This window comes from Streptomyces sp. R28 (assembly GCF_041052385.1).
GTDB lineage: Bacteria > Actinomycetota > Actinomycetes > Streptomycetales > Streptomycetaceae > Streptomyces.
Genome location: NZ_CP163439.1, coordinates 6100493 through 6121109 on the forward strand (window position 1 = coordinate 6100493; position 20617 = coordinate 6121109).

Annotated in this window: 17 protein-coding genes; 12 read left to right on the plus strand and 5 right to left on the minus strand. The window is 71.2% G+C overall.

What is annotated here, in order from left to right:
* Window positions 1-174: 174 nt before the first annotated feature.
* Window positions 175-999: a hypothetical protein gene (locus tag AB5J49_RS27290; protein WP_369171391.1), complete on the plus strand. Its 825-nt coding sequence runs from the start codon at window positions 175-177 to the stop codon at window positions 997-999.
* A gap of 124 nt (window positions 1000-1123) precedes the next feature.
* Here the strand turns inward: AB5J49_RS27290 and disA are convergent, their stop codons facing one another.
* Window positions 1124-2248, minus strand: coding sequence for a DNA integrity scanning diadenylate cyclase DisA (gene disA / locus AB5J49_RS27295; RefSeq protein ID WP_369171392.1), 1125 nt, complete (start codon window positions 2246-2248; stop codon window positions 1124-1126).
* Window positions 2249-2328: 80 nt separating this feature from the next.
* Window positions 2329-3738, minus strand: coding sequence for a DNA repair protein RadA (gene radA, locus AB5J49_RS27300; protein WP_369171393.1), 1410 nt, complete (start codon window positions 3736-3738; stop codon window positions 2329-2331).
* Between the two features lie 182 nt (window positions 3739-3920).
* Here radA and AB5J49_RS27305 point away from each other — a divergent pair, with 182 nt between their 5' ends.
* Window positions 3921-5717: a hypothetical protein gene (locus tag AB5J49_RS27305; protein ID WP_369171395.1), complete on the plus strand. Its 1797-nt coding sequence runs from the start codon at window positions 3921-3923 to the stop codon at window positions 5715-5717.
* 50 nt (window positions 5718-5767) lie between these two features.
* On the opposite strand, the gene AB5J49_RS27310 is transcribed toward AB5J49_RS27305, so the two are convergent.
* The gene (locus AB5J49_RS27310; protein WP_369171397.1) at window positions 5768-6640 is read right to left on the minus strand and encodes a hypothetical protein; all 873 of its coding nucleotides are present in this window, start codon (window positions 6638-6640) and stop codon (window positions 5768-5770) included.
* A gap of 74 nt (window positions 6641-6714) precedes the next feature.
* Here AB5J49_RS27310 and AB5J49_RS27315 point away from each other — a divergent pair, with 74 nt between their 5' ends.
* The 4 genes from AB5J49_RS27315 to ilvD all read left to right on the plus strand — a co-directional run bounded on the left by AB5J49_RS27315 (window position 6715) and on the right by ilvD (window position 11662).
* Window positions 6715-7647, plus strand: a complete 933-nt coding sequence (locus tag AB5J49_RS27315) for a Ppx/GppA family phosphatase (RefSeq protein ID WP_369171398.1) — start codon at window positions 6715-6717, stop codon at window positions 7645-7647.
* 566 nt (window positions 7648-8213) lie between these two features.
* Window positions 8214-9038, plus strand: a complete 825-nt coding sequence (locus AB5J49_RS27320) for a sugar phosphate isomerase/epimerase family protein (RefSeq protein ID WP_369171399.1) — start codon at window positions 8214-8216, stop codon at window positions 9036-9038.
* Window positions 9035-9676, plus strand: coding sequence for a TetR family transcriptional regulator (locus AB5J49_RS27325; RefSeq protein WP_369171400.1), 642 nt, complete (start codon window positions 9035-9037; stop codon window positions 9674-9676). The genes AB5J49_RS27320 and AB5J49_RS27325 overlap by 4 nt, the downstream gene beginning before the upstream one ends.
* A 132-nt stretch (window positions 9677-9808) precedes the next feature.
* Window positions 9809-11662 carry a dihydroxy-acid dehydratase gene (gene ilvD / locus AB5J49_RS27330; RefSeq protein WP_369171402.1) on the plus strand — a complete coding sequence of 618 codons (1854 nt, stop codon included), beginning with the start codon at window positions 9809-9811 and terminating at the stop codon, window positions 11660-11662.
* A 148-nt stretch (window positions 11663-11810) separates the two neighbouring features.
* Here ilvD and AB5J49_RS27335 read toward each other — a convergent pair whose 3' ends face one another.
* The gene (locus AB5J49_RS27335) at window positions 11811-13970 is read right to left on the minus strand and encodes a PQQ-binding-like beta-propeller repeat protein (protein ID WP_369171403.1); all 2160 of its coding nucleotides are present in this window, start codon (window positions 13968-13970) and stop codon (window positions 11811-11813) included.
* 182 nt (window positions 13971-14152) lie between these two features.
* Here AB5J49_RS27335 and AB5J49_RS27340 point away from each other — a divergent pair, with 182 nt between their 5' ends.
* The 6 genes from AB5J49_RS27340 (at window position 14153) to proC (ending at window position 19057) form a co-directional block, all read left to right on the plus strand.
* Window positions 14153-14521 (plus strand): SH3 domain-containing protein, encoded by a 369-nt coding sequence (locus AB5J49_RS27340; protein ID WP_369171404.1) that lies wholly within the window; start codon window positions 14153-14155, stop codon window positions 14519-14521.
* Window positions 14522-14626: 105 nt separating this feature from the next.
* Entirely contained in the window at window positions 14627-15130 is a 504-nt protein-coding gene (locus AB5J49_RS27345) for an EamA/RhaT family transporter (protein WP_369171405.1), read from the plus strand.
* A gap of 307 nt (window positions 15131-15437) precedes the next feature.
* On the plus strand, window positions 15438-16208 hold the full coding sequence (locus AB5J49_RS27350; RefSeq protein ID WP_369171406.1) for a class I SAM-dependent methyltransferase: 771 nt from the start codon (window positions 15438-15440) through the stop codon (window positions 16206-16208).
* 343 nt (window positions 16209-16551) lie between these two features.
* Window positions 16552-17352: an ABC transporter ATP-binding protein gene (locus tag AB5J49_RS27355; protein ID WP_369171407.1), complete on the plus strand. Its 801-nt coding sequence runs from the start codon at window positions 16552-16554 to the stop codon at window positions 17350-17352.
* The gene (locus tag AB5J49_RS27360) at window positions 17349-18140 is read left to right on the plus strand and encodes an ABC transporter permease (RefSeq protein WP_369171408.1); all 792 of its coding nucleotides are present in this window, start codon (window positions 17349-17351) and stop codon (window positions 18138-18140) included. Before AB5J49_RS27355 ends, AB5J49_RS27360 begins: the two co-directional genes overlap by 4 nt.
* A 107-nt stretch (window positions 18141-18247) precedes the next feature.
* Entirely contained in the window at window positions 18248-19057 is an 810-nt protein-coding gene (proC, locus tag AB5J49_RS27365) for a pyrroline-5-carboxylate reductase (protein WP_369171409.1), read from the plus strand.
* Between the two features lie 41 nt (window positions 19058-19098).
* Here proC and trpS read toward each other — a convergent pair whose 3' ends face one another.
* Window positions 19099-20124 (minus strand): tryptophan--tRNA ligase, encoded by a 1026-nt coding sequence (trpS, locus tag AB5J49_RS27370; RefSeq protein ID WP_369171410.1) that lies wholly within the window; start codon window positions 20122-20124, stop codon window positions 19099-19101.
* Window positions 20125-20617 lie beyond the last annotated feature (493 nt).

A 20617-nucleotide genomic window follows, 5' to 3' on the forward strand; every position in this document is an offset into this window, starting at 1 on the left:
GATACCGTCACATCCTGCGATCGTCAGGTGCCGCACACGACGGAAGACAGGGGTGGGACGGCCGTCGCGGGAGTGGTCGCCGAGCGGGCTTCCGGGATGATGATCCGGAAAAGTTGCGGTCTTCGGCGGCGGGTGGAGCAAGGTAACGCACCGATCTCTCGTACAGTTTGCGCCGTGGGATCTCTGCGCAATCCTGTCGGGCCGCTTCCCTCCTCCATCTACTGGCGACGGAGGGTCGTCATGCTGTCCGTGGTCGCCGTGTTGGCGCTGCTGACCACCTGGGTGCTCACCTCGGGCGGCGGGGGCGGCAAGAACGACGCGGGCGGATCCGACGGCAAGAATCCCGACCCCTCGACGATCACACCGGGCCCGTCGACATCGGGGCCGGCGATCAGTCAGGCGCCGGGCGGGCGGGACGAGTCGCCCGGCGGCGGGGACTCCGGCGGGTCGGGCTCCGGTGACGGCTCCGGCACGGGGACCGGGGATGACGGTTCCGACGGCTCCGGCGGGTCGGACGACTCGGGCAGCGGATCCGCGGGTGGCGGCTCGGGGACCGGCGTCGGCGTGGACGACACGGTCGCTGCGGGCTCCACGCTGACCGACTGCATCGCGGGCGCGGTGAAGTTGACGGTGAGCAGCCTGCACAACGCGTACGAGCCCGGCCGGACGCCCGCCCTGCTGCTGACCGCGACGAACACCTCCAGCTACGACTGCAAGATCGATCTCGGCCCGAAGAACTCGGTGGTGACGATCACCCAGGCGGGAGCCGAGGACGACTTCTGGTCCTCCGCCGACTGCCCCAAGGTCTCCGGCAGCCTGGTGTTCCGGGTGCCCGCCGGTTCGAAGATCACGTACACGGTGAAGTGGGACCGCCAGGCGAGCGCTCCGCAGTGTGCGACGCCCGCCGCGGGGGCGGCCGAGGCGGGGACGTATCTGGTGGAGACCAAGACGCCCGGCTTCGGGACGGCGCAGACGTCGTTCGTGCTGGAGAACGACTGAGCGCTCCGCCGGTAGCCGCATCCGGTAGCCGCATATCGATGGAGGCCCGCGCCCCTTTGGGCCTATTGGACGGACCGGCCCACTAGCGGTACCGGCTCACTGGAACGTACCGGCTACCGGCCTACTAGACGTACCGCTCCAGGATCGAGCTCTCCGCCAGCCGCGACAGCCCCTCCCGCACGCTGCGCGCCCGGGCCTCGCCCACGCCGTCCACGGTCTGCAGGTCGTCCACGCTCGCGGCGAGCAGCTTCTGCAGGCCCCCGAAGTGCTCCACCAGCCGGTCGATGATCGCGCCGGGCAGCCTCGGCACCTTGGCCAGGAGGCGGAAGCCGCGCGGGGAGACCGCAGAGTCCAGCGCCTCCGGGGATCCCGTGTAGCCCAACGCCCTTGCCACGGTGGTGAGTTCGAGGAGCTCGGCGTGGGTGAGGGCGTCCAGCTCGTACAGCGCCTCGTCGACCGTGCGGGAACGCTTGGCCGTCGGCTCGGGGACGTAGTCGCGCACCACGAGCTCGCGCTCGGGCTCCACGCCCGCGATCAACTCGTCCAGCTGGAGCGCCAGAAGGCGGCCGTCCGTGCCCAGCTCCACCACGTACTCGGCGATCTCGGTCGCGATACGGCGGACCATCTCCAGTCGCTGGGCGACCGCGGAGACGTCGCGGACCGTCACCAGGTCCTCGATCTCCAGTGCTGACAACGTTCCCGCGACCTCGTCGAGGCGGAGCTTGTAGCGCTCCAGGGTCGCCAGCGCCTGGTTGGCGCGGGAGAGGATCGCCGCCGAGTCCTCCAGGACGCGGCGCTGACCGTCGACGTACAGCGCGATGAGCCGCATCGACTGGGAGACCGACACCACCGGGAAGCCGACCTGCTTGCTGACCCGGTCCGCCGTGCGGTGCCGGGTGCCCGTCTCCTCCGTCGGGATCGTCGCGTCGGGCACGAACTGCACGCCCGCCCGCAGGATCTTCGACAGGTCGGACGACAGCACGATGCCGCCGTCGAGCTTGCAGAGCTCCCGCAGTCGCGTCGCCGCGAACTCGACATCCAGGACGAATCCGCCCGTACACATCGTCTCGACGGTCTTGTCGAAGCCGAGCACGATGAGCCCGCCGGTGTTGCCGCGGAGCACTCGCTCCAGTCCGTCGCGCAGCGCCGTGCCGGGAGCCACCGCGCTCAGCGAGGCGCGCATCAGGCCATCGGAACCGGCACTCCCACCGGACTTTCCGGGAGCTGCTCCCCGGTCGTTGGCTGCCACTGCACTCCTCCGGTCGCAGGTTCTGGGGCGCTCCCGTTTCGCACACTTGGTCGTACGGACGGGCGAGACCAGGGCAAAGTCTACCGGCGGTCCTCCTCGTCCCGTGGGGCCTCTCGCCGACGCGAGCGCGGAAGTACCCTGAGGGCGTCCCCTATGTCGGCCACTTCCAGCACCTTCATGCCCGCAGGGATCTTGCCCGGGTCGCCCGGCACGAGCGCGTGCGTGAAGCCCAGGCGGTGCGCCTCGGCGAGCCTGCGCTGCACGCCCGTGACCCGTCTGACCTCGCCCGCGAGGCCCACCTCGCCGATCGCGACGAGGTTCTTGGGCAGCGGGGTGTCGCTGGCGGCGGAGGCCAGCGCGAGGGCGATGGCGAGGTCCGCCGCGGGCTCCGAGAGCTTCACTCCGCCGACCGTCGCGGAGTAGATGTCCCGCTTGCCGAGCGCACTGATCCGCCCGCGCTGCTCCAGCACGGCCAGCATCATCGAGACGCGGGACGTCTCCAGACCGGATGTCGTACGGCGGGGCGAGGGGATCTGCGAGTCGACCGTGAGCGCCTGGACCTCGGCCACCAGGGGGCGGCGGCCCTCCAGGGTCACCGTCAGGCAGGTGCCCGGTACCGGTTCGGCGCGACGGGTCAGGAAGAGTCCGCTGGGGTCGGCAAGGCCCACGATGCCCTCGTCGTGCAGTTCGAAGCAGCCGACCTCGTCCGTCGCGCCGTAGCGGTTCTTGACGCCCCGCACGAGGCGCAGGCGCGCGTGCCGGTCGCCCTCGAACTGGAGCACCACGTCCACGAGGTGTTCGAGGAGGCGGGGGCCGGCGATGGCCCCGTCCTTGGTGACGTGTCCCACAAGGAGCGTGGACATGCCGCGCTCCTTGGAGGCCCGGATCAGGGCGCCGGCCACCTCGCGGACCTGCGCCATGCCGCCGGGCGCGCCGTCGATCTCCGGGGAGGCCACGGTCTGTACGGAGTCGAGGATGAGCAGCGACGGCTTCACCGCGTCCAAGTGGCCCAGCACGGCGGCCAGATCGGTCTCGGCGGCGAGATACAGATGGTCGTCGAGGGCGCCGATGCGGTCGGCGCGCAGCCGCACCTGGCTCGCCGACTCCTCGCCGGTGACATAGAGCGTGGGGTGCGCCTCGCTCGCCGACTTGGCCGCCACGTCGAGCAGGAGCGTGGACTTGCCGACGCCGGGTTCGCCCGCGAGGAGCGCCACCGCGCCGGGCACCAGTCCGCCGCCGAGCACCCGGTCCAGCTCGGGCACGCCGGTGGACCGCGCCGTGGCCTGCCGGCCGTCGACCTGTCCGATGGGCACCGCGGACGTCGTCACCCGCCCCGGCGTCGTCGTACGGACCGCGGGCGCGCCGTACTCCTCGACCGTCCCCCACGCCTGGCACTCGGGGCAGCGGCCGAGCCACTTGGCCGTCTGCCAGCCGCACTCCGTGCAGCGGTAGGACGGGCGGTCCTTCGTGGTCTTGGTACGGGCAGCCATGCGATGAACCGTAACCGAGCCCACTGACAACGCCGTACGGCCTCGTGGACAGCGCCGTTTCGTCATGCACAAACCATGGAATTCGGCGTCCCCGCCCTCTATTGAGGGATCGTTTCACCCGTATGGATTAAAAGAGCTCAAGCAGGGAGAAGGCGCTACTTCCGGCCCCCTACGGTCCACCAATGATGAGCAGCAGTCCGGAGACCTCGACCCGCACCGCCGGCGCCCATCGTGCGCACCGGGAGGCGCGTGATCGGGCGGCGGCGCGTACGTTGGCGCAGCGGCCGCCCGCGCGCTACGAGCCGTACCTGGACGGGCTGTTCACCTACTGCCTGTCCGTCCTGTGCGACCACGACACCGCGACCGCCGCCCTCGGCGACGTCCTCGCGCTCGCCGAGCGGCGCGGGCAGCGGGTGCCGCAGGCCGCCGCGGACCGCCGGCCCTGGCTGTACGCGCTGGCCCGCTGGGCGTGTCTGCGCAAGCTGGCCGAGGCCAGGCAGAAACGTCCGGGCAGCCATGCCGCGGGCCGGCCCGGCGCCCATCGGCAGGCGGGAGCGCAGGCCTCCGGCCCGCCCGTCGCGCAGGACGTCCAGGAGCAGCGGCGCCGCGAACTCGCCCTGCTCGCCTGGCCGGAGGCCGCCGGCACCACCCCGGAGCAGCGCGAGGCCCTCGAACTCGCCGTACGCCACCACCTCGCCGCCCACGAGGTCGCCGCCGTCCTCGGCATGGACCTGGCCGCCGCCCGCGAACTGCTCGCCTCCGCCGCCTGCGAGGTCGAGCGCACGCGCGCGGCCCTCGCCGTCGTCGAGACCGGCACCTGTCCGAGCGTCGCCCGGCTCACCGGCGACAACCAGCTCGTGCTCGGCACGGCCCTGCGCCGCGAGCTCGTCCGGCACGTCGACGACTGCCCACGCTGCCGCCGTACCGCCGAGCGCGCGATCCCCGGCCGGTGGCCCGGCGCGGCCGTCACCCCCGCCGAACTGCCCGTCCTGGAGGCACCCCGCGCGGCCCTGCACGTGGCCCTGGCGCACCACCCACGCGCGCGGGGCGCCGCCATGCCGCGCTTCGACCGGCGTGGCTTCCCGATGGACCCGAAGGATCGTGCCGCCCGCAGGGACCGGCTACGCGCGCGTGCCGTCACGACGACCGTCGTCGCCACCGTCGTCGCCGCCCCGGTCCTCGCCCTGTGGGCCGCCTACCGGTCCACCCCGACCGGCGAAGGCGTCGACGGCCACTCGGCCAGCGCGAGCGAGGCGCACGGCCCCGGCACCCTCGACGGGGAGACCGCGGACGGCGGCTACGAGAACGCCGGCAGCGCGAGCGCCAAGCGCGGTGACCGTCTCGCTGATCGCGACAGACCCGACGTCTCCGTGGAGGTCATCAGCGTCGGCGGTGCGCGCGGGGCGGGCGCCGGGCAGCTGGAGGTGGCGGCAGGCACCAGCGGTGACACCACGCTCGTCACCCTCACGGCGACGGGGCGCGCGCCGGTGCGATGGTCCGCGACCACCGGTGCGCACTGGCTCTATCTGAGTCAGTCGACGGGAACGCTGGCGCCCGGCGAGTCGTTGACGATCAAGGTGTACGTCGACCATCTGCGCGAGCCGTCCGGGTACTGGAGCGCGCGCGTGGCGATCGCACCCGCCGGCGCTCTCGTCTCCATCGAGGGCTACGGCACCGCCCCCAGCCCGTCCGACCCGGGCCCCGGTCCGGACCCGTATCCCACCGACCCCACCCATCCCGGCGATCCGACCGACCCCGGGACGCCCGGCAGCCCGCCGCCGTCGTCCACCGGGCCCGATCCGACGCCGACGACCTCGGCTCCACACGACCCCACGCCCAGCGAGCCGCCGCCCTCGTCGCCCGATCCGTCACCCACGGACGGTGATCCGTCGCCGTCGGGCCCGTCCGGTCCGTCCGATCCGGGGGGCTCGACGCCGCCGCCCAGCGGCAGTGGCGATCCGAGCCCGTCGACGTCGTAGTACGCCGGTCGCGCCGCCCGGTTCTTCCGGGCGGCCTCCTGGCCGGCCTGCTAGCCGGCAGGATCCGCCGGATGCGGTGCCAGCATCGGCAGCTGGGACGCCAGCCGTGCCTCGCACAGCTCGACCAGGCGGGCGTAGCCCGCCTTGCCCATCAGCTCGATCAGCTCGGGCCGGTAGGACACGTACACCGGGTCGCCGGCGCCGTGCGCCGAGGTCGCCGAGGTGCACCACCAGTGCAGGTCGTGACCGCCCGGGCCCCAGCCGCGGCGGTCGTACTCACCGATCGACACCTGCAGCACCCGCGTGTCGTCGGGCCGGTCGATCCAGTCGTACGTCCGCCGCACCGGCAGCTGCCAGCAGACGTCCGGCTTGGTCTCCAGCGGCTCGCGGCCCTCCTTCAGGGCGAGGATGTGCAGCGAGCAGCCCGCGCCGCCCGCGAAACCGGGGCGGTTCTGGAAGATGCACGAGCCGTTGAAGGGACGTGTCTGGCGGTCGCCGTCCTCGTCCTCCGAGATCCAGCCGTGCTCCGTGCCCTCGTCGTGGTGCTGCCAGATCTCCGGCGTGAGCCTCGCCACATGCTCGGCGACGCGCTTCTCGTCGTCCTCGTCCGAGAAGTGCGCGCCCAGCGTGCAGCAGCCGTCGTCCGCGCGGCCTGCCTGGATGCCCTGGCAGCCGCTGCCGAAGATGCAGTTCCAACGGGAGGTCAGCCATGTCAGATCACAGCGGAAGACCTGCTCGTCGTCCGCCGGATCAGGGAACTCCACCCATGCGCGCGCGAAGTCGAGCCCCTTCTCGTCCGGTTCAGGGGAGCCGCTCTTCGGCTTCTTGGGCTTGGTTGCTGCCTTCGCCTGCGAAGAACCCGTGGAGGAACCCTTGGAGGATTTGTCCATCTTTTCGTTCTTCGCCTTTTTCGTCTTTGGCACGGGACCAGGGTACGGCGTCCGCGGCCGCGGCTTCGAGGACGGAGGATCGCCCAGGTGGCAGTAGCGTGCCGTACATGAGACTCGGTGTCCTCGACGTGGGATCGAACACTGTGCATCTGCTGGTGGTGGATGCACACCCTGGCGCGCGCCCGTTGCCTGCGCACTCACACAAGGCGGAGCTGCGCCTTGCCCAACTCCTCGACGACAGCGGGGCCATCGGTCCCGACGGGGTCGACAAGCTGGTCGGAGTCGTCCACGAGGCGTTGCAGGCCGCCGAGGACAAGGGTGTCGAGGAGGTGCTGCCGTTCGCGACGTCCGCGGTGCGGGAGGCCAGCAACGCCGATGACGTCCTCGCGCGCGTGAAGGCCGAGACCGGGGTTGAGCTGCAGGTTCTCAGCGGTGCGGAGGAGGCTCGGCTGACGTTTCTCGCCGTGCGGCGGTGGTTCGGGTGGTCGGCCGGGAAGCTGTTGGTGCTGGACATCGGGGGCGGCAGCCTGGAGATCGCGTACGGCATCGACGAGGAGCCGGATGCGGCGGTGTCGTTGCCGTTGGGGGCGGGGCGGCTCACGGCCGGCTGGCTGCCGGGGGATCCGCCCGAGCCTGAGGACATACGGGCACTGCGGCGGCATGTCCGGGCCCAGATCGCCCGTACGGTCGGCGAATTCAGCCGCTTCGGGGCGCCTGATCACGTGGTCGCCACGTCGAAGACGTTCAAGCAACTTGCCCGCCTCGCCGGCGCGGCCCGCTCCGCGGAGGGCGTGTACGTCCAGCGCGAGCTGAAGCGGGAGTCCCTGGAGGGCTGGGTTCCGCAGCTGGCGGGCATGACGGTCGCCGAGCGCGCGGAACTGCCGGGCGTCTCGGAGGGACGCGCGGGGCAGCTGCTCGCGGGGGCGTTGGTGGCTGAGGGGGCGATGGACCTGTTCGGGGTGGAGACGTTGGAGGTCTGTCCTTGGGCTTTGCGGGAGGGCGTGATTCTGCGGAAGTTGGATCACATGCCGGTGGGGTGACGGGTGCCTCCGGCGGTTGGGCCGGGGTGCCTGCGGCGGCCTGCGCGGGTGAGGTGGGGGTTCGCGTAGCGCCTGGGGTCGGTGGGTTGGTCGGGGACGTGCCGGGGGGTGTCCGTCCTCGGTCGGGCGGTTGCCGTCGGGCTGGAGGTGCCGTCCGTTGACGCCCGCCGCTGCGGGCGGACACCCCCCGGCACTCCCGGCACGTCCCGTTCCCGCCGTACGCGAGAGCGGCGCCACGGGGGTACGCGTTCGGGGCCAGGGCTGCTCACGGTCGTTCTCGACGCCGGTCCAGGCATTTCAGCCCGTCCGGGGGTGCCCCCTCTGGGGGAGTTTGAAGACGAGGCCCGTTCAGGGCCGAAGCGGGGGTCTGGGGGCCGCAGGTCCCCCAGCACGCGGTCGTCTACGCCCCCGCGACCGCGTGAACCCCGCCACACCCCCCGCCCGCGCCCCCGCTCCAGCCGCCCGGCATATGACCAGTTCGCGCCCCTGGCCGATTGCGGACCCCCGTGGTGGTCGGGTCGGCATCGGTTCCCCGGCGTTCGTTGGCGCCCCGTACTCTGTCCCTCGTGGCAGAACCAGTGGTGCGCATCCCGGATGCGAAGGTCGCCCTGTCGACGGCCTCGGTCTATCCGGAGTCGACGGCGACGGCCTTCGAGATCGCCGCGCGCCTCGGGTACGACGGTGTCGAGGTCATGGTGTGGACCGACCCGGTCAGCCAGGACATGGAGGCGCTGCGCCGGCTCAGTGACTACCACCAGATCCCGATCCTCGCCGTACACGCCCCCTGTCTGCTGATCACCCAGCGCGTGTGGTCCACCGACCCCTGGACCAAGCTCCAGCGAGCCCAGGCGGCCGCCGAGAAGCTGGGGGCCTCCACGGTCGTCGTCCACCCGCCGTTCCGCTGGCAGCGCCAGTACGCCCGGGACTTCGTCGAGGGAATCTGGCGGATGGCGAACGAGACGGATGTGCGCTTCGCCGTCGAGAACATGTACCCCTGGCGCTACCGCGACCGCGAGATGCTCGCGTACGCCCCCGACTGGGACGTGACGAAGGACGACTACCGGCACTTCACGATCGACCTCAGCCACACCGCCACGGCCCGTAGCGACGCGCTGCAGATGATCGATCGCATGGGGGACCGGCTGGGGCACGTGCATCTCGCGGACGGCAGGGGGTCGGCCAAGGACGAGCACCTCGTCCCGGGCCGCGGCAACCAGCCCTGCGCCGAGGTACTGGAGCGCCTCGCCCTGACCGGCTTCGACGGCCACGTCGTCATCGAGGTCAACACCCGCCGCGCGATGTCCAGCGCCGAGCGCGAGGCCGATCTCGCCGAGGCCCTCGCCTTCACGCGGCTGCATCTGGCCTCGTCGATGAAGGTGCCCCGGCCGTGACCGACGCCACCTCGGGGCGGGGCGGGGTGAGCTCCCGACGCCGGGGCCGGCCCCCGCGTACGGAATCCGCCGACACCCGCGACCGCATCCTCGACGCGGCCCGCGAGGAGTTCTCCGAGCGGGGGTACGAGAAGACGTCCGTGCGCGGTATCGCCAAGGCGGCCGGGGTCGACTCGGCCCTCGTGCACCACTACTTCGGCACCAAGGAGCAGGTCTTCGAGGCGGCCGTGGAGGTCGCCTTCGCACCCGCCCTCAAGGTGCGGGACGCGGTGCTGGAAGGGCCCCTCGACGGCATCGGCGAGCGCATGACCCGCACCATCTTCGGGCTCTGGGAGAACCCCGTGACCCGCAAGCCGCTGCTCGCGATCGTCCGGTCGGCGGTCAACAACGAGGCCGCGGCCGCCGTGTTCCGGCGGCTCGTCTCCGCTCAGCTGCTGCGCCGCATCGCCGGGGAGATCGACGCCCCGGACGCGGAACTGCGCGCCGAGCTGGCGGCCGCGCAGCTGGTGGGCATCGCGATGATGCGGTACGTCATCAAGATCGAGCCGATCGCGTCGGCGGACCCGGAGCAGCTCATCGCGCGCGTGGCGCCGGTCGTGCAGGGGCATCTCACCGGACGCTACGCCGCCGACGGGTGACCCTCCTGCTCCACGAGACATCCATCCCGCATTCCGGACACCTCGTCCCGACCTCTGGATGACCGGCGTACGCTCGTTAGCAGTCAGAAGTCTCTGATCGCAGTCTCTGCAGTCTTGAAGGAGCGAGCGACGATGCCCGAGCTGAGGTCCCGCACAGTCACCCACGGTCGCAACATGGCGGGCGCCCGCGCCCTTATGCGCGCCTCCGGTGTACCCGGTGCGGACATCGGCCGGAAGCCGATCATCGCGGTGGCGAACTCCTTCACCGAGTTCGTGCCCGGCCACACCCACCTCCAGCCCGTCGGCCGGATCGTCAGCGAGGCGATCACGGAGGCCGGCGGCATCCCGCGCGAGTTCAACACCATCGCGGTCGACGACGGCATCGCGATGGGGCACGGCGGGATGCTCTACTCCCTGCCGTCCCGCGACCTCATCGCGGACAGCGTGGAGTACATGGTCGAGGCCCACTGCGCCGACGCCCTGATCTGCATCTCCAACTGCGACAAGATCACCCCGGGCATGCTGAACGCGGCCCTGCGCCTGAACATCCCCACGGTCTTCGTCTCCGGCGGCCCGATGGAGTCCGGCCGCGCCACGCTCGTCGACGGCACGGTCCGCACGCTCGACCTGGTCGACGCGATCTCCGACGCCGTGAACGACAAGATCTCGGACGAGGACATCCTCCGTATCGAGGAGAACGCCTGTCCGACGTGCGGCTCCTGTTCCGGCATGTTCACCGCCAACTCGATGAACTGCCTGACCGAGGCCATCGGCCTGTCCCTGCCCGGCAACGGCTCGATCCTGGCCACCCACACGGCCCGTAAACAGCTGTACGTCGCGGCCGCGCGGACCGTCATGGACATCACGCGCCGCTACTACGAGCAGGACGACGAGACGGTCCTGCCGCGCAACGTCGCCACCTTCGCGGCCTTCGAGAACGCCATGGCCCTCGACATCGCGATGGGCGGCTCCACCAACACGATCCTGCACCTGCTGGCCGCCGCCCAGGAGGCGGACATTCCGTTCGGCCTGGAGCAGATCGACGCGGTCAGCCGCAGGGTCCCGTGCCTGGCGAAGGTGGCCCCGAACGTCGCCAAGGACCGCACGTACTACATGGAGGACGTGCACCGCGCCGGCGGCATCCCGGCGCTGCTGGGAGAGCTGCACCGGGCCGGCCTGCTGAACGAGGACGTGCACGCCGTTCACAGCCAGTCCCTGGGCGACTGGCTGAAGACCTGGGACGTGCGGGGTGGCTCGCCCTCTCCCGAGGCGGTCGAGCTGTGGCACGCCGCCCCTGGCTGTGTCCGGTCGGCCGAGGCCTTCTCGCAGTCCGAGCGCTGGGCGGCGCTCGACGAGGACGCCGAGGGCGGCTGCATCCGCAGCGCCGAGCACGCGTACTCGAAGGACGGTGGCCTGGCGGTCCTCCGGGGCAACCTCGCCGTGGACGGCTGCGTGGTGAAGACCGCGGGTGTGGACGAGTCCATCTGGACCTTCGAGGGTCCGGCGGTCGTCTGCGAGTCGCAGGAAGAGGCCGTCGAGAAGATCCTCAACAAGCAGGTGACCGACGGGGACGTCGTGGTCATCCGCTACGAGGGCCCCAAGGGCGGCCCCGGCATGCAGGAGATGCTCTACCCGACGTCCTTCCTCAAGGGCCGCGGCCTCGGCAAGACCTGCGCCCTGATCACCGACGGCCGATTCTCCGGCGGTACGTCCGGCCTGTCGATCGGCCACGCCTCTCCGGAGGCCGCGTCCGGTGGCACGATCGCCCTCGTCGAGGACGGCGACCGTATCCGCATCGACATCCCGAATCGCTCGATCGAGTTGCTGGTCGACGAGGCGGAACTCGCGCGCCGTGAGCAGGCGTTGAACGGGGCGTACGCCCCGAAGAACCGCGAACGCAAGGTGTCCGCGGCGCTGCGGGCCTACGCCGCGATGGCGACCAGCGCCGACAAGGGCGCCGTGCGCGACGTCAGCAAGCTGGGCTGAGGCTTCGTATCGAGGTCTTATCGCGGGGCCGCCTCCTGCTGGTGCGGGGGCGGCCCTTTCGCGCCTACGGCGTCGTCAGGCCGTGGGGTCGTGGCCGGGCGTCACCGGGCGGGCGGGGTCGCGGGGGGCGCCGCCAAGCAGGCGGGCGTCACCAAGCCGCCGGGTCGCGGCCGTCGACGGCGAAGACGGTGCCGTCGGGGGCGCTCGCGTAGACGTGGCCGTCGGCGAACACGGGCTCGGGCAGGTTGGCCGCCACCCGGTCCGAGTTCGCGCCGAGCCGGGTCGGCGTCTGGCCCAGGAGCCGGCCGTCGCGGGCATCCACGGCGAGCAGCCGGCCGTCGGGGGCCGTGACGTACACATGCCGGCCGTCGGTGACCGGCGACGACGTGCGCACCAGGGACGTCTCCAGGGCCCACAGCTGCCTGCGCGCCTCCATGTCGACGGCGACCAGCGCACCGTCGCCGCCCACGAGGTAGACGACGTCCCCATGCACGGTGCCGTGCGTCTGCAGGAGCGGGAGGGGCAGAGCCACGCGCCGCGAGGTCCGGTCGGTGGGGGAGTAGCGGACCACGGCCTTCGTGTCGCTGTAGATCCCCTCGATGGAGGCGAAGAAGGCCGACCCGTCCGACGTACCTATGAGCTCCAGCGCCCCCGTCAGCCGGGCGTCCCAGCGCACGTCACCCGTGGCCGGGTCCACCGCGGTGACCCGCGTGCTCGAATCGTCGTCGGAGGTGGTCGTCGTGTACGCCAGTGGATCTCCGGCGAAGGACACGAAGAACGGCGCCTGGTGACCCGGTAGAGCGCGGCTCCACTTCGTGTCGCCCGAGGCGCCGTCCACGCCGGTGACCGTGCCGTCGGCGCCGGTGAACAGCAGCATGCCGCCGGCCGTCGCAGGTCTGCTGGACGCGGTCATGTTCTGCTGCCAACGCGCCTTCCCCGTGGCGGGATCGAGCGCCTTTGGCCGACGGCCCTGCCCGGACGACGGGTGCACGAGGCCGCCCGCCACGGTCGGCGGTCCGTCCACGCGCGACGTGTCCACGGGGTGCCGCCACAGCAGCCGGCCGTCCAGCGGGTCGAGCGCGAAGACGAGCCCGGTCTGGGCGCACAGCACCTTTCCCGCACCGTACGAACAATGGGGTGTGCCCTTCGTGGGCGCCGGTGCCGCCGCCCACCCGGCGAAAGCGGCCGACGCGGTCCGCGGGCTCTCGTGCTCCGGCGTCGGCTCTACACCGCCGAGAAGCTGCACGGAGGCCAGCGCGACAACCGCGGCGAGCCCGACGGCCCCTGCCCCCAGAGCCAGCAGTCTGCCCCGGCGCCTCCCGGGGGGCTTCCCGGCCTGCTTCTCCCCGCCACGCGGCCCTCGCGCCGCCCCCGGCTCCCGACCGAGATCCGGATCGAGCTCCGGGTCAGGCTCCGGCTTGGGCAGCGTCCCGCCGGCCCCGGCCCGCTGCGCCGGAATGAACGCCTGCGTGTCGTACGACGCCGCCACCGACCGCAGTTCCCGCATCAACTCGTCGGGCGTGGGCCGGTCCTCGGGCTCCTTGGCCAGACAGCGCACCACGAGCGGAGCGAGATTCCCCGGTACGCCGGTCAGGTCCGGTTCGTCATGGACGACCTGGTAGGCGACGACATACGGACTGTCGGAATCGAACGGCCCTCGTCCCGTCGCCGCGTGCACCAACACGGACCCGAGCGCGAAGATGTCGGCGGCCGGCCCGACCTCCCGTGGCCGCCGGAACTGCTCGGGCGCCATGAACGGCGGCGTACCGATCAACTTCCCCGTCTCGGTGCGCAGTTCGCTGTCCTTTGGCCGAGAGATGCCGAAGTCGATGACCTTCGGCCCGTCATCGGCGAGCAGCACATTGCTCGGCTTCAGGTCCCGGTGCACGACGCCCACCCGGTGAATGTCGCGCAGCGCCTCCGCCAGCCCGGCCATCAGCCGCCGCAACTGCGCCGGGTCCATCGGCCCGTTCCGCTTCACCTGGTCGGCGAGCGTCGGGCCGGGTATGAACAGCGTGGCCATCCAGGGCCGTTCGGCCTCCGGATCGGCGTCGACCACGGGCGCGGTGAAGGCACCGCTCACCCGGCGCGCCGCGCCCACCTCCTGCCGGAACCGCCCCCTGAACTCGGGATCCCTCGCGAACTCGGCATGCACGACCTTCACCGCGAGCTGCATGCCCGAAGTGCTCCGCGCCAGATGTACGACGCCCATGCCCCCGGACCCCAGATGCGACTCCAGGCGGTAGTGACCGGCGTACTCCGGAAGTTCCGCTTCCGCGCCCGCTCCGGCGTCCTGCTGTGGCGCCATGGGACCACCCCCGTGCTGTTCGTCCGCGCGCGCGACGCTCGGAGCCTAGTCGATGACTCGTACGAGACAGAGGCGGCTTGCTAGCCTCCGTGTTCCAAACACGCACATGTGTGCGTGGCGGGATTTAGGGGAATCAACGGGGCCCCATGGCTGTCATGGGGATCAACGGGGGAGGTTTTCTCATGTCTGTAGACCGCGCTGAAGGGGTCGGAAGAGCCGAAGAGATCGAAGGCGGCGAGGAAGAGACCGTCACGACGATGACGGCTACGGCCACGGCCACGCTGGCCTCGACCACGGCGGTGCGCTACTACTCGGTCGCCCCCGGGGTCCGCCTGAACGTCCGCCGGGGCCCCGGCACCAGCTACGCCCTCGTCCGCGTGCTGCCTGAGGGCGCCAGGATCCCGATCTACTGCCAGACGCCCGGCACCACGGTGGCAGGCCCCTACGGCACGTCGAACATCTGGGACAACATCGACGACGGCGAGTTCGTCTCGGACGCCTACGTGAACACCGGCAGCGACGGCTACGTCCGCCCGCACTGCTCCTTCTGATCCGAACTGTGATCCGACCTCTGAGCTGATCTCCGATCCGCTCTCTGGTCCGGTTCACCGGAGCCCGTACGGAGCCCGCGGCCACGCCGGAGCCATAATCGACGCGTGAGCGAGAAGAACGGCACCCCGGCCACCCCCGCGGGCTTCATGGGCCCCCGCCCCGAGCCCCTGCGCTTCTTCGGCACGACCTGGGTCGACCACACCAACGGCTACCCCGCCCGTCGTATCGCGGTAGCCGTCGGCTCCCTCGTCGCCACGGCCGCCTCCTGCCTGGTCCTGCGCTTCGCCTACCAGGGGCTCCAGATCGCCGAGGTCGGCAGCTTCGTCGCCGTCCTGGTGGTCGTGATGTTCGCGGTGTGCAGCGCCCTCGCCTTCCGCCACACCTGGGACGCCTTCACCAAACGCCCCGACCCCGACCGCCAGGCCTCTCTCCGCGGCCTGCTGGCCATCGGCTTCGTCGGCTCGCTCCTCGCCTACTTCTTCCGCTCCCTCACCGAGGCCCCCGGCGAGAAACTCCACCGCCAGGAATACGAGGCGGCACGCCAACAACACGAGACCCGCACCACCCGCCGCACCGGCAACCCGGCAAAGAAGCGCCGCCGCGCGTAGCCGGTCTCGGCGGAACGCCGCCGGCCACGCCAAGCAGCCGGCTTGGCCGGTCAGCGCTCAAGGCCGCCGCCCCGCGCGAACCACGTGATCCGCACTGCTCACGCGCCTGGGGCCGCCGCCCACCGGACGGCGACCCAGCCCGGAACGTGCCCACCCCCAAACCGGGCCACGCTGCCCCAGCCCACTACCCCGACTGTGCCGCTCACGCCTCACCCCACAGAGGGGAACCACCTCCCCTCCCTCCCCCGCAGGCTCACCTCTGGGCAAACTCGGCGCACCCCGCACCAACCAGCGCCACCATGGCCGTATGACGGCCCCCTCGCACGCCGACCGAGCCCGTTCCTTCGACGCCGCCGCAGCCCAATACGCCGCGAACCGCCCCTCCTACCCACCCGCCCTCTTCGACACGATCGAGGAACTCGCCGGCCGCCCCCTCACCGGCGCGCGCGTGGTGGACGTGGGCGCGGGCACCGGCATCGCCACCGCCCTCCTCGGCGCGCGCGGCGCCGACGTCCTGGCCGTGGAACCCGGCGACGGCATGGCAGCCCAGTTCCGCCGCACCAACCCCGGCATACCGATCGTGCGCGGCAATGGCAACGCACTCCCCGTCGCCACCGCCTCCGCCGACTTCGTCACCTACGCCCAGGCCTGGCACTGGACCGACCCCGCCCACTCGGCCCCAGACGCTCTCCGCGTACTGCGCCCGGGCGGCGCGCTGGCACTGTGGTGGAACACCACGCCCATGGACATCCCGTGGCACCGGGCGCAGGCGGGCCGTATCGAGCGCCGCTTCGGAGCCCACCCCGCCGTCGAGCAGAACGGCAGCGGCGCCCGAGCCGCCCTGGCCGACCCCACCGGCAGCCTCGCCTTCACCGCCCGCAAGGTCCGCTGGAGCCGCCGCGTCCCCATCGACACACACCTGGCGAACATCGGCAGCCACTCGATCTTCCTGGTCCACGGCACAGAGGCGAGCACCGCCTTCCTCACCGAGGAGAAGCAACTCCTCCTGACCGCCTTCCCGGACGGAATCGTCGAAGAGACCTACGACGTCGACCTCCTCGTAGCCACCACCTCCTGACATCCCACGCCCTCCCACGACGGCCAACGCCAGCGCCCCCCCCTCACGCCCGCCCTCCCCATACGGCCCAGGATGCCCAGCACAGCGCCGAGCCGATGAGGGCGGGCGAACCACGTGCAGCACCACATGCCGAACCACGTGCCCTGCCCGCACACCTTCACGACGTGGGCGCAATCCCGCTCCCCCGAGGGCGCAGTCGCCCCGAGCACCCGGGGGTACCCGCCCCGCCCCGCCCAGCCCACCCCCCCCATCGCACCCGGCACCGCAGACGCCGTCGGCCGCTCCTCACGCCCGCCCTCCTCGACGCTTGACGCCGCAGTCCCGCCGGAGGATTATTCATCACATGATGAATTATTCGTCCGCCCGATCCGATCCCCCCGACGACCCCGCCATCCGAGCCAAGACCCTGAACGTCGTACGCGGCACCCGCCCAGTACTCCGTGACCTCGACTTCACCGTCCCGCGCGGCCAGATCACCGGCCTGCTGGGCCCGTCCGGCTGCGGCAAGAGCACCCTGATGCGGGCCATCGTCGGCACCCAGGCCAAGGTCACCGGCACCCTCGACGTCCTGGGCCGCCCCGCCGGTCACCCCACCCTGCGCACCCGCATCGGCTACGTCACCCAAGCTCCCTCCGTCTACGACGACCTGACCATCCGCCAGAACCTCGCCTACTTCGCCGCGATCCTCGACCCGGGCCACGCGGCCACCGACCGGCGGCACGAGAACGTCACCCGCGCCATCGCCGACGTCGACCTCACCAGCCGCGCCGACGCCCTGGCCGGCAACCTCTCCGGCGGCCAGCGCAGCCGCGTCTCCCTCGCCGTCGCCCTGCTCGGCACCCCCGAACTCCTCGTCCTGGACGAACCGACGGTCGGCCTGGACCCGGTCCTGCGCCGCGACCTGTGGAACCTCTTCCACGACATCGCCGTCTCCCGCGGCGCCACCCTCCTCATCTCCTCCCACGTCATGGACGAGGCCGAGCGCTGCCACCGCCTCCTCCTTATGCGCGAGGGCCAGATCCTCGCCGACGACACCCCGGACGCCCTCCGCGCCCGTACACACTCCGAGACGGTCGAAGCGGCCTTCCTGCGCCTGGTCGACGAGGCGACCGCGGCCGCCCGCGCGAAGGAGATCACGCGATGACCACGACGACGAGCCCGACCACGACGCTGCGGCCCGCTCCCACCGGCGCCCTGAACCCGGCTCGCACGACCGCCACCGCCGCCCGGGTCCTGCGCCAGCTCCGCCACGACCCGCGCACCATCGCGCTGATGCTCCTCGTCCCCTGCGTGATGCTGTTCCTGCTGCGCTACGTCTTCGACGGCAGCCCGCGCACCTTCGACAACATCGGCGCCTCCCTCCTCGGGATCTTCCCGCTGATCACGATGTTCCTGGTCACCTCCATCGCCACCCTGCGCGAACGCACCTCCGGCACCCTCGAACGCCTCCTCGCCATGCCCCTCGGCAAGGGCGACCTGATCGCCGGCTACGCCCTCGCCTTCGGCACCCTCGCGATCATCCAGTCCGCCCTGGCGACCGGACTCGCCCTCTGGTTCCTCGGCCTGGACGTCACCGGAAGCCCCTGGCTCCTCCTGCTCGTGGCCCTGCTCGACGCCCTGCTCGGCACCGCGCTCGGACTCTTCGTCTCGGCCTTCGCGGCCTCCGAATTCCAGGCCGTCCAGTTCATGCCGGCCGTGATCTTCCCCCAGCTGCTCCTCTGCGGCCTCTTCACTCCCCGCGACAACATGCACCCCGTCCTCGAGGCCATCTCCAACGTCCTCCCCATGTCCTATGCCGTCGACGGCATGAACGAGGTCCTCAAGCACACCGACATGACCGCCAACTTCGTGCGCGACGCCCTGATCGTGGCGGGCTGTGCCCTGCTGGTCCTGGGCCTGGGCGCGGCGACTCTGCGCCGCAGGACGGCATGACCGCCGCAGCGCCCCACCCATCCCGCCCACCGGACACGCCACGTCGAAAGCCGCCCTCGGTGCGAGGATGAACCCGGACGACGCAACCCCCGGAGGGCACCCCAGCCATGACCCAGAAAGTCGCAGTCCTCGGCACCGGCAAGATCGGCGAAGCCCTGCTCAGCGGAATGATCCGTGGAGGCTGGGCCCCGGCCGACCTCCTGGTGACGGCCCGCCGCGCGGAGCGAGCCGAAGAACTCCGCACCCGCTACGGAGTCACCCCGGTCACCAACGCGGAAGCCGCCAAGACCGCCGACACCCTGATCCTCACGGTCAAGCCGCAGGACATGGGCACCCTCCTCGACGAACTCGCCCCGCACGTCCCCGCCGACCGCCTGGTCATCAGCGGAGCCGCAGGCATCCCCACCTCCTTCTTCGAGTCCCGCCTCGCCGCCGGCACCCCGGTCGTCCGAGTCATGACGAACACGCCCGCCCTCGTCGACGAGGCCATGTCCGTCATCTCCGCCGGCAGCCACGCCAGCGAAGCCGACCTCGCCCACGCCGAGGAGATCTTCGGCGCCGTGGGCAAGACGCTCCGCGTCCCCGAGGGCCAGCAGGACGCCTGCACCGCCCTGTCCGGCTCCGGCCCGGCGTACTTCTTCTACCTGGTCGAAGCCATGACCGACGCCGGCATCCTCCTCGGCCTGCCCCGCGACAAGGCCCACGACCTGATCGTCCAGTCCGCGATCGGCGCCGCGACGATGCTCCGCGACAGCGGCGAACACCCCGTCAAGCTCCGCGAGAACGTGACGTCCCCCGCCGGGACCACCATCAACGCGATCCGCGAACTCGAGAACCACGGCGTACGAGCTGCCCTCATCGCCGCCCTTGAGGCCGCCCGCGACCGCAGCCGCCAACTGGCCTCCGGCAACAACTGACGCCCGGGCCGCCCCTGCACCGGGGGCGGCCCAACGCACCCCTAAGCGGTCACCGCGATATCCGCAGCCGCAGCCGCCGGTAGCAACCCGATCGCCCGATACACGGCATCCACGGTCGGCCGGGCCATTGCCCGAGCTCGCTCCGCACCATCCCGCAGCACCCCCTCCACATAGCCAGGATCCGCGCACAGCTCCCTGTGCCTCTCCTGTACGGGCCTGAGGACCTCGACCACAGCCTCCGCGGTGGCTGACTTCAAAGCGCCGTACGACTCATATACACCGCTCAGCTCCGATGGGTTCCCACCCGTACAGGCAGCCAGAATCTCCAGCAGATTCGCCAACCCCGGCTGCGCGGCCCGGTCGTACACGACCTCCCGCCCACTGTCGGTCACGGCCCGCATGACCTTCTTGCGCACCACATCCGGCTCATCGAGCAGATAGACGATCCCCGGTCCGGCGTCGTCGCTCTTGCCCATCTTCGACGCCGGATCCTGCAGATTCATCACCCGAGCCGCCACCTGCGGATGCGTGGCCCGAGGCACCACGAACGTGTGGCCGTACCGCTGGTTGAACCGCACCGCGAGATCCCGCGTGAGCTCCACATGCTGAGTCTGGTCGTCCCCGACCGGCACCTCGTCCGCCCCGTACGCCAGGATGTCCGCCGCCATCAGCACGGGATACGTCAGCAACGACAGCCGCACACTCCCGCCCCGCTCCCGCTCGCGCACGGCCTTCTCCTTGTACTGGATCATCCGCCGCATCTCGCCGTCCGTGGCCACGCACTCCAGCACATACGACAGCCGCGCGTGCTCATCCACATGACTCTGTACGAACACGGTGCACAGCTCCGGATCCAGCCCCGCCGCCAGCAGCAACGTCGCCGCCTGCCGACTCAGCCTGCGCACCCGTGCCGGATCGTGGTCCACGGTCAGCGCATGCAGATCGACGATGCAGAACAGCGCTTCGGACTCGCGCTGATCCACGGCAGCCCACCGACGCATGGCTCCCAGGTAGTTCCCCAGCGTCAGATGCCCCGTCGGCTTGACCCCACTGAAGACCCGAGTCATCTCTTCTCCATCTCCTGGTCGAGGCCGCCGTCCCGGCCGGCCGACCCTCTGGAGCTCTGGAGGGAGATACGAGAACGGCCGCCGAAGCGGCGGCCGTTGAGTGCATACGTGACTACGGCCGCCGTCAGGCGGCCCACCACAGCTGGGTGCACGTACGCGTCGTCATGCGTCCCAGACTACGCCCGCAGGGTGTCACTTGGAGCGAAGTTGACACGCCCCGAGCCGATCCGTACTGTTCTCCGAGTTGTCCGACGTGAGCGCCGACTCCGGTCGGTCCCCGGACAGCCATTCCGCAAGTACCAACCAACATTCGACGACAGTCGATCTGTCTGCCGTCGTGTCATTGGCGTGTGTATTTACGTAATGAGGAATCCGCGTTCGAAAGAGCGCAGCCCCCGATTAGCTCGGGAGGCAGGAATCCGCTAAAGTCTCACTCGTCGGAACGGCCCAACAGCCGCGAAGACAAGCCCGCTGACTGGGAGTCAGGCCCGAA

What these genes read in the sequence shown, in the direction of transcription:
- trpS (WP_369171410.1), bottom strand. Translation starts at nt 20,124, where the DNA reads ATGACTCGGGTCTTCAGTGGGGTCAAGCCGACGGGGCATCTGACGCTG.
- ilvD (WP_369171402.1), top strand. Translation starts at nt 9,809, where the DNA reads ATGCCCGAGCTGAGGTCCCGCACAGTCACCCACGGTCGCAACATGGCG.
- radA (WP_369171393.1), bottom strand. Translation starts at nt 3,738, where the DNA reads ATGGCTGCCCGTACCAAGACCACGAAGGACCGCCCGTCCTACCGCTGC.
- AB5J49_RS27340 (WP_369171404.1), top strand. Translation starts at nt 14,153, where the DNA reads ATGTCTGTAGACCGCGCTGAAGGGGTCGGAAGAGCCGAAGAGATCGAA.
- proC (WP_369171409.1), top strand. Translation starts at nt 18,248, where the DNA reads ATGACCCAGAAAGTCGCAGTCCTCGGCACCGGCAAGATCGGCGAAGCC.
- AB5J49_RS27305 (WP_369171395.1), top strand. Translation starts at nt 3,921, where the DNA reads ATGATGAGCAGCAGTCCGGAGACCTCGACCCGCACCGCCGGCGCCCAT.
- AB5J49_RS27350 (WP_369171406.1), top strand. Translation starts at nt 15,438, where the DNA reads ATGACGGCCCCCTCGCACGCCGACCGAGCCCGTTCCTTCGACGCCGCC.
- AB5J49_RS27315 (WP_369171398.1), top strand. Translation starts at nt 6,715, where the DNA reads ATGAGACTCGGTGTCCTCGACGTGGGATCGAACACTGTGCATCTGCTG.
- AB5J49_RS27355 (WP_369171407.1), top strand. Translation starts at nt 16,552, where the DNA reads ATGATGAATTATTCGTCCGCCCGATCCGATCCCCCCGACGACCCCGCC.
- AB5J49_RS27335 (WP_369171403.1), bottom strand. Translation starts at nt 13,970, where the DNA reads ATGGCGCCACAGCAGGACGCCGGAGCGGGCGCGGAAGCGGAACTTCCG.
- AB5J49_RS27360 (WP_369171408.1), top strand. Translation starts at nt 17,349, where the DNA reads ATGACCACGACGACGAGCCCGACCACGACGCTGCGGCCCGCTCCCACC.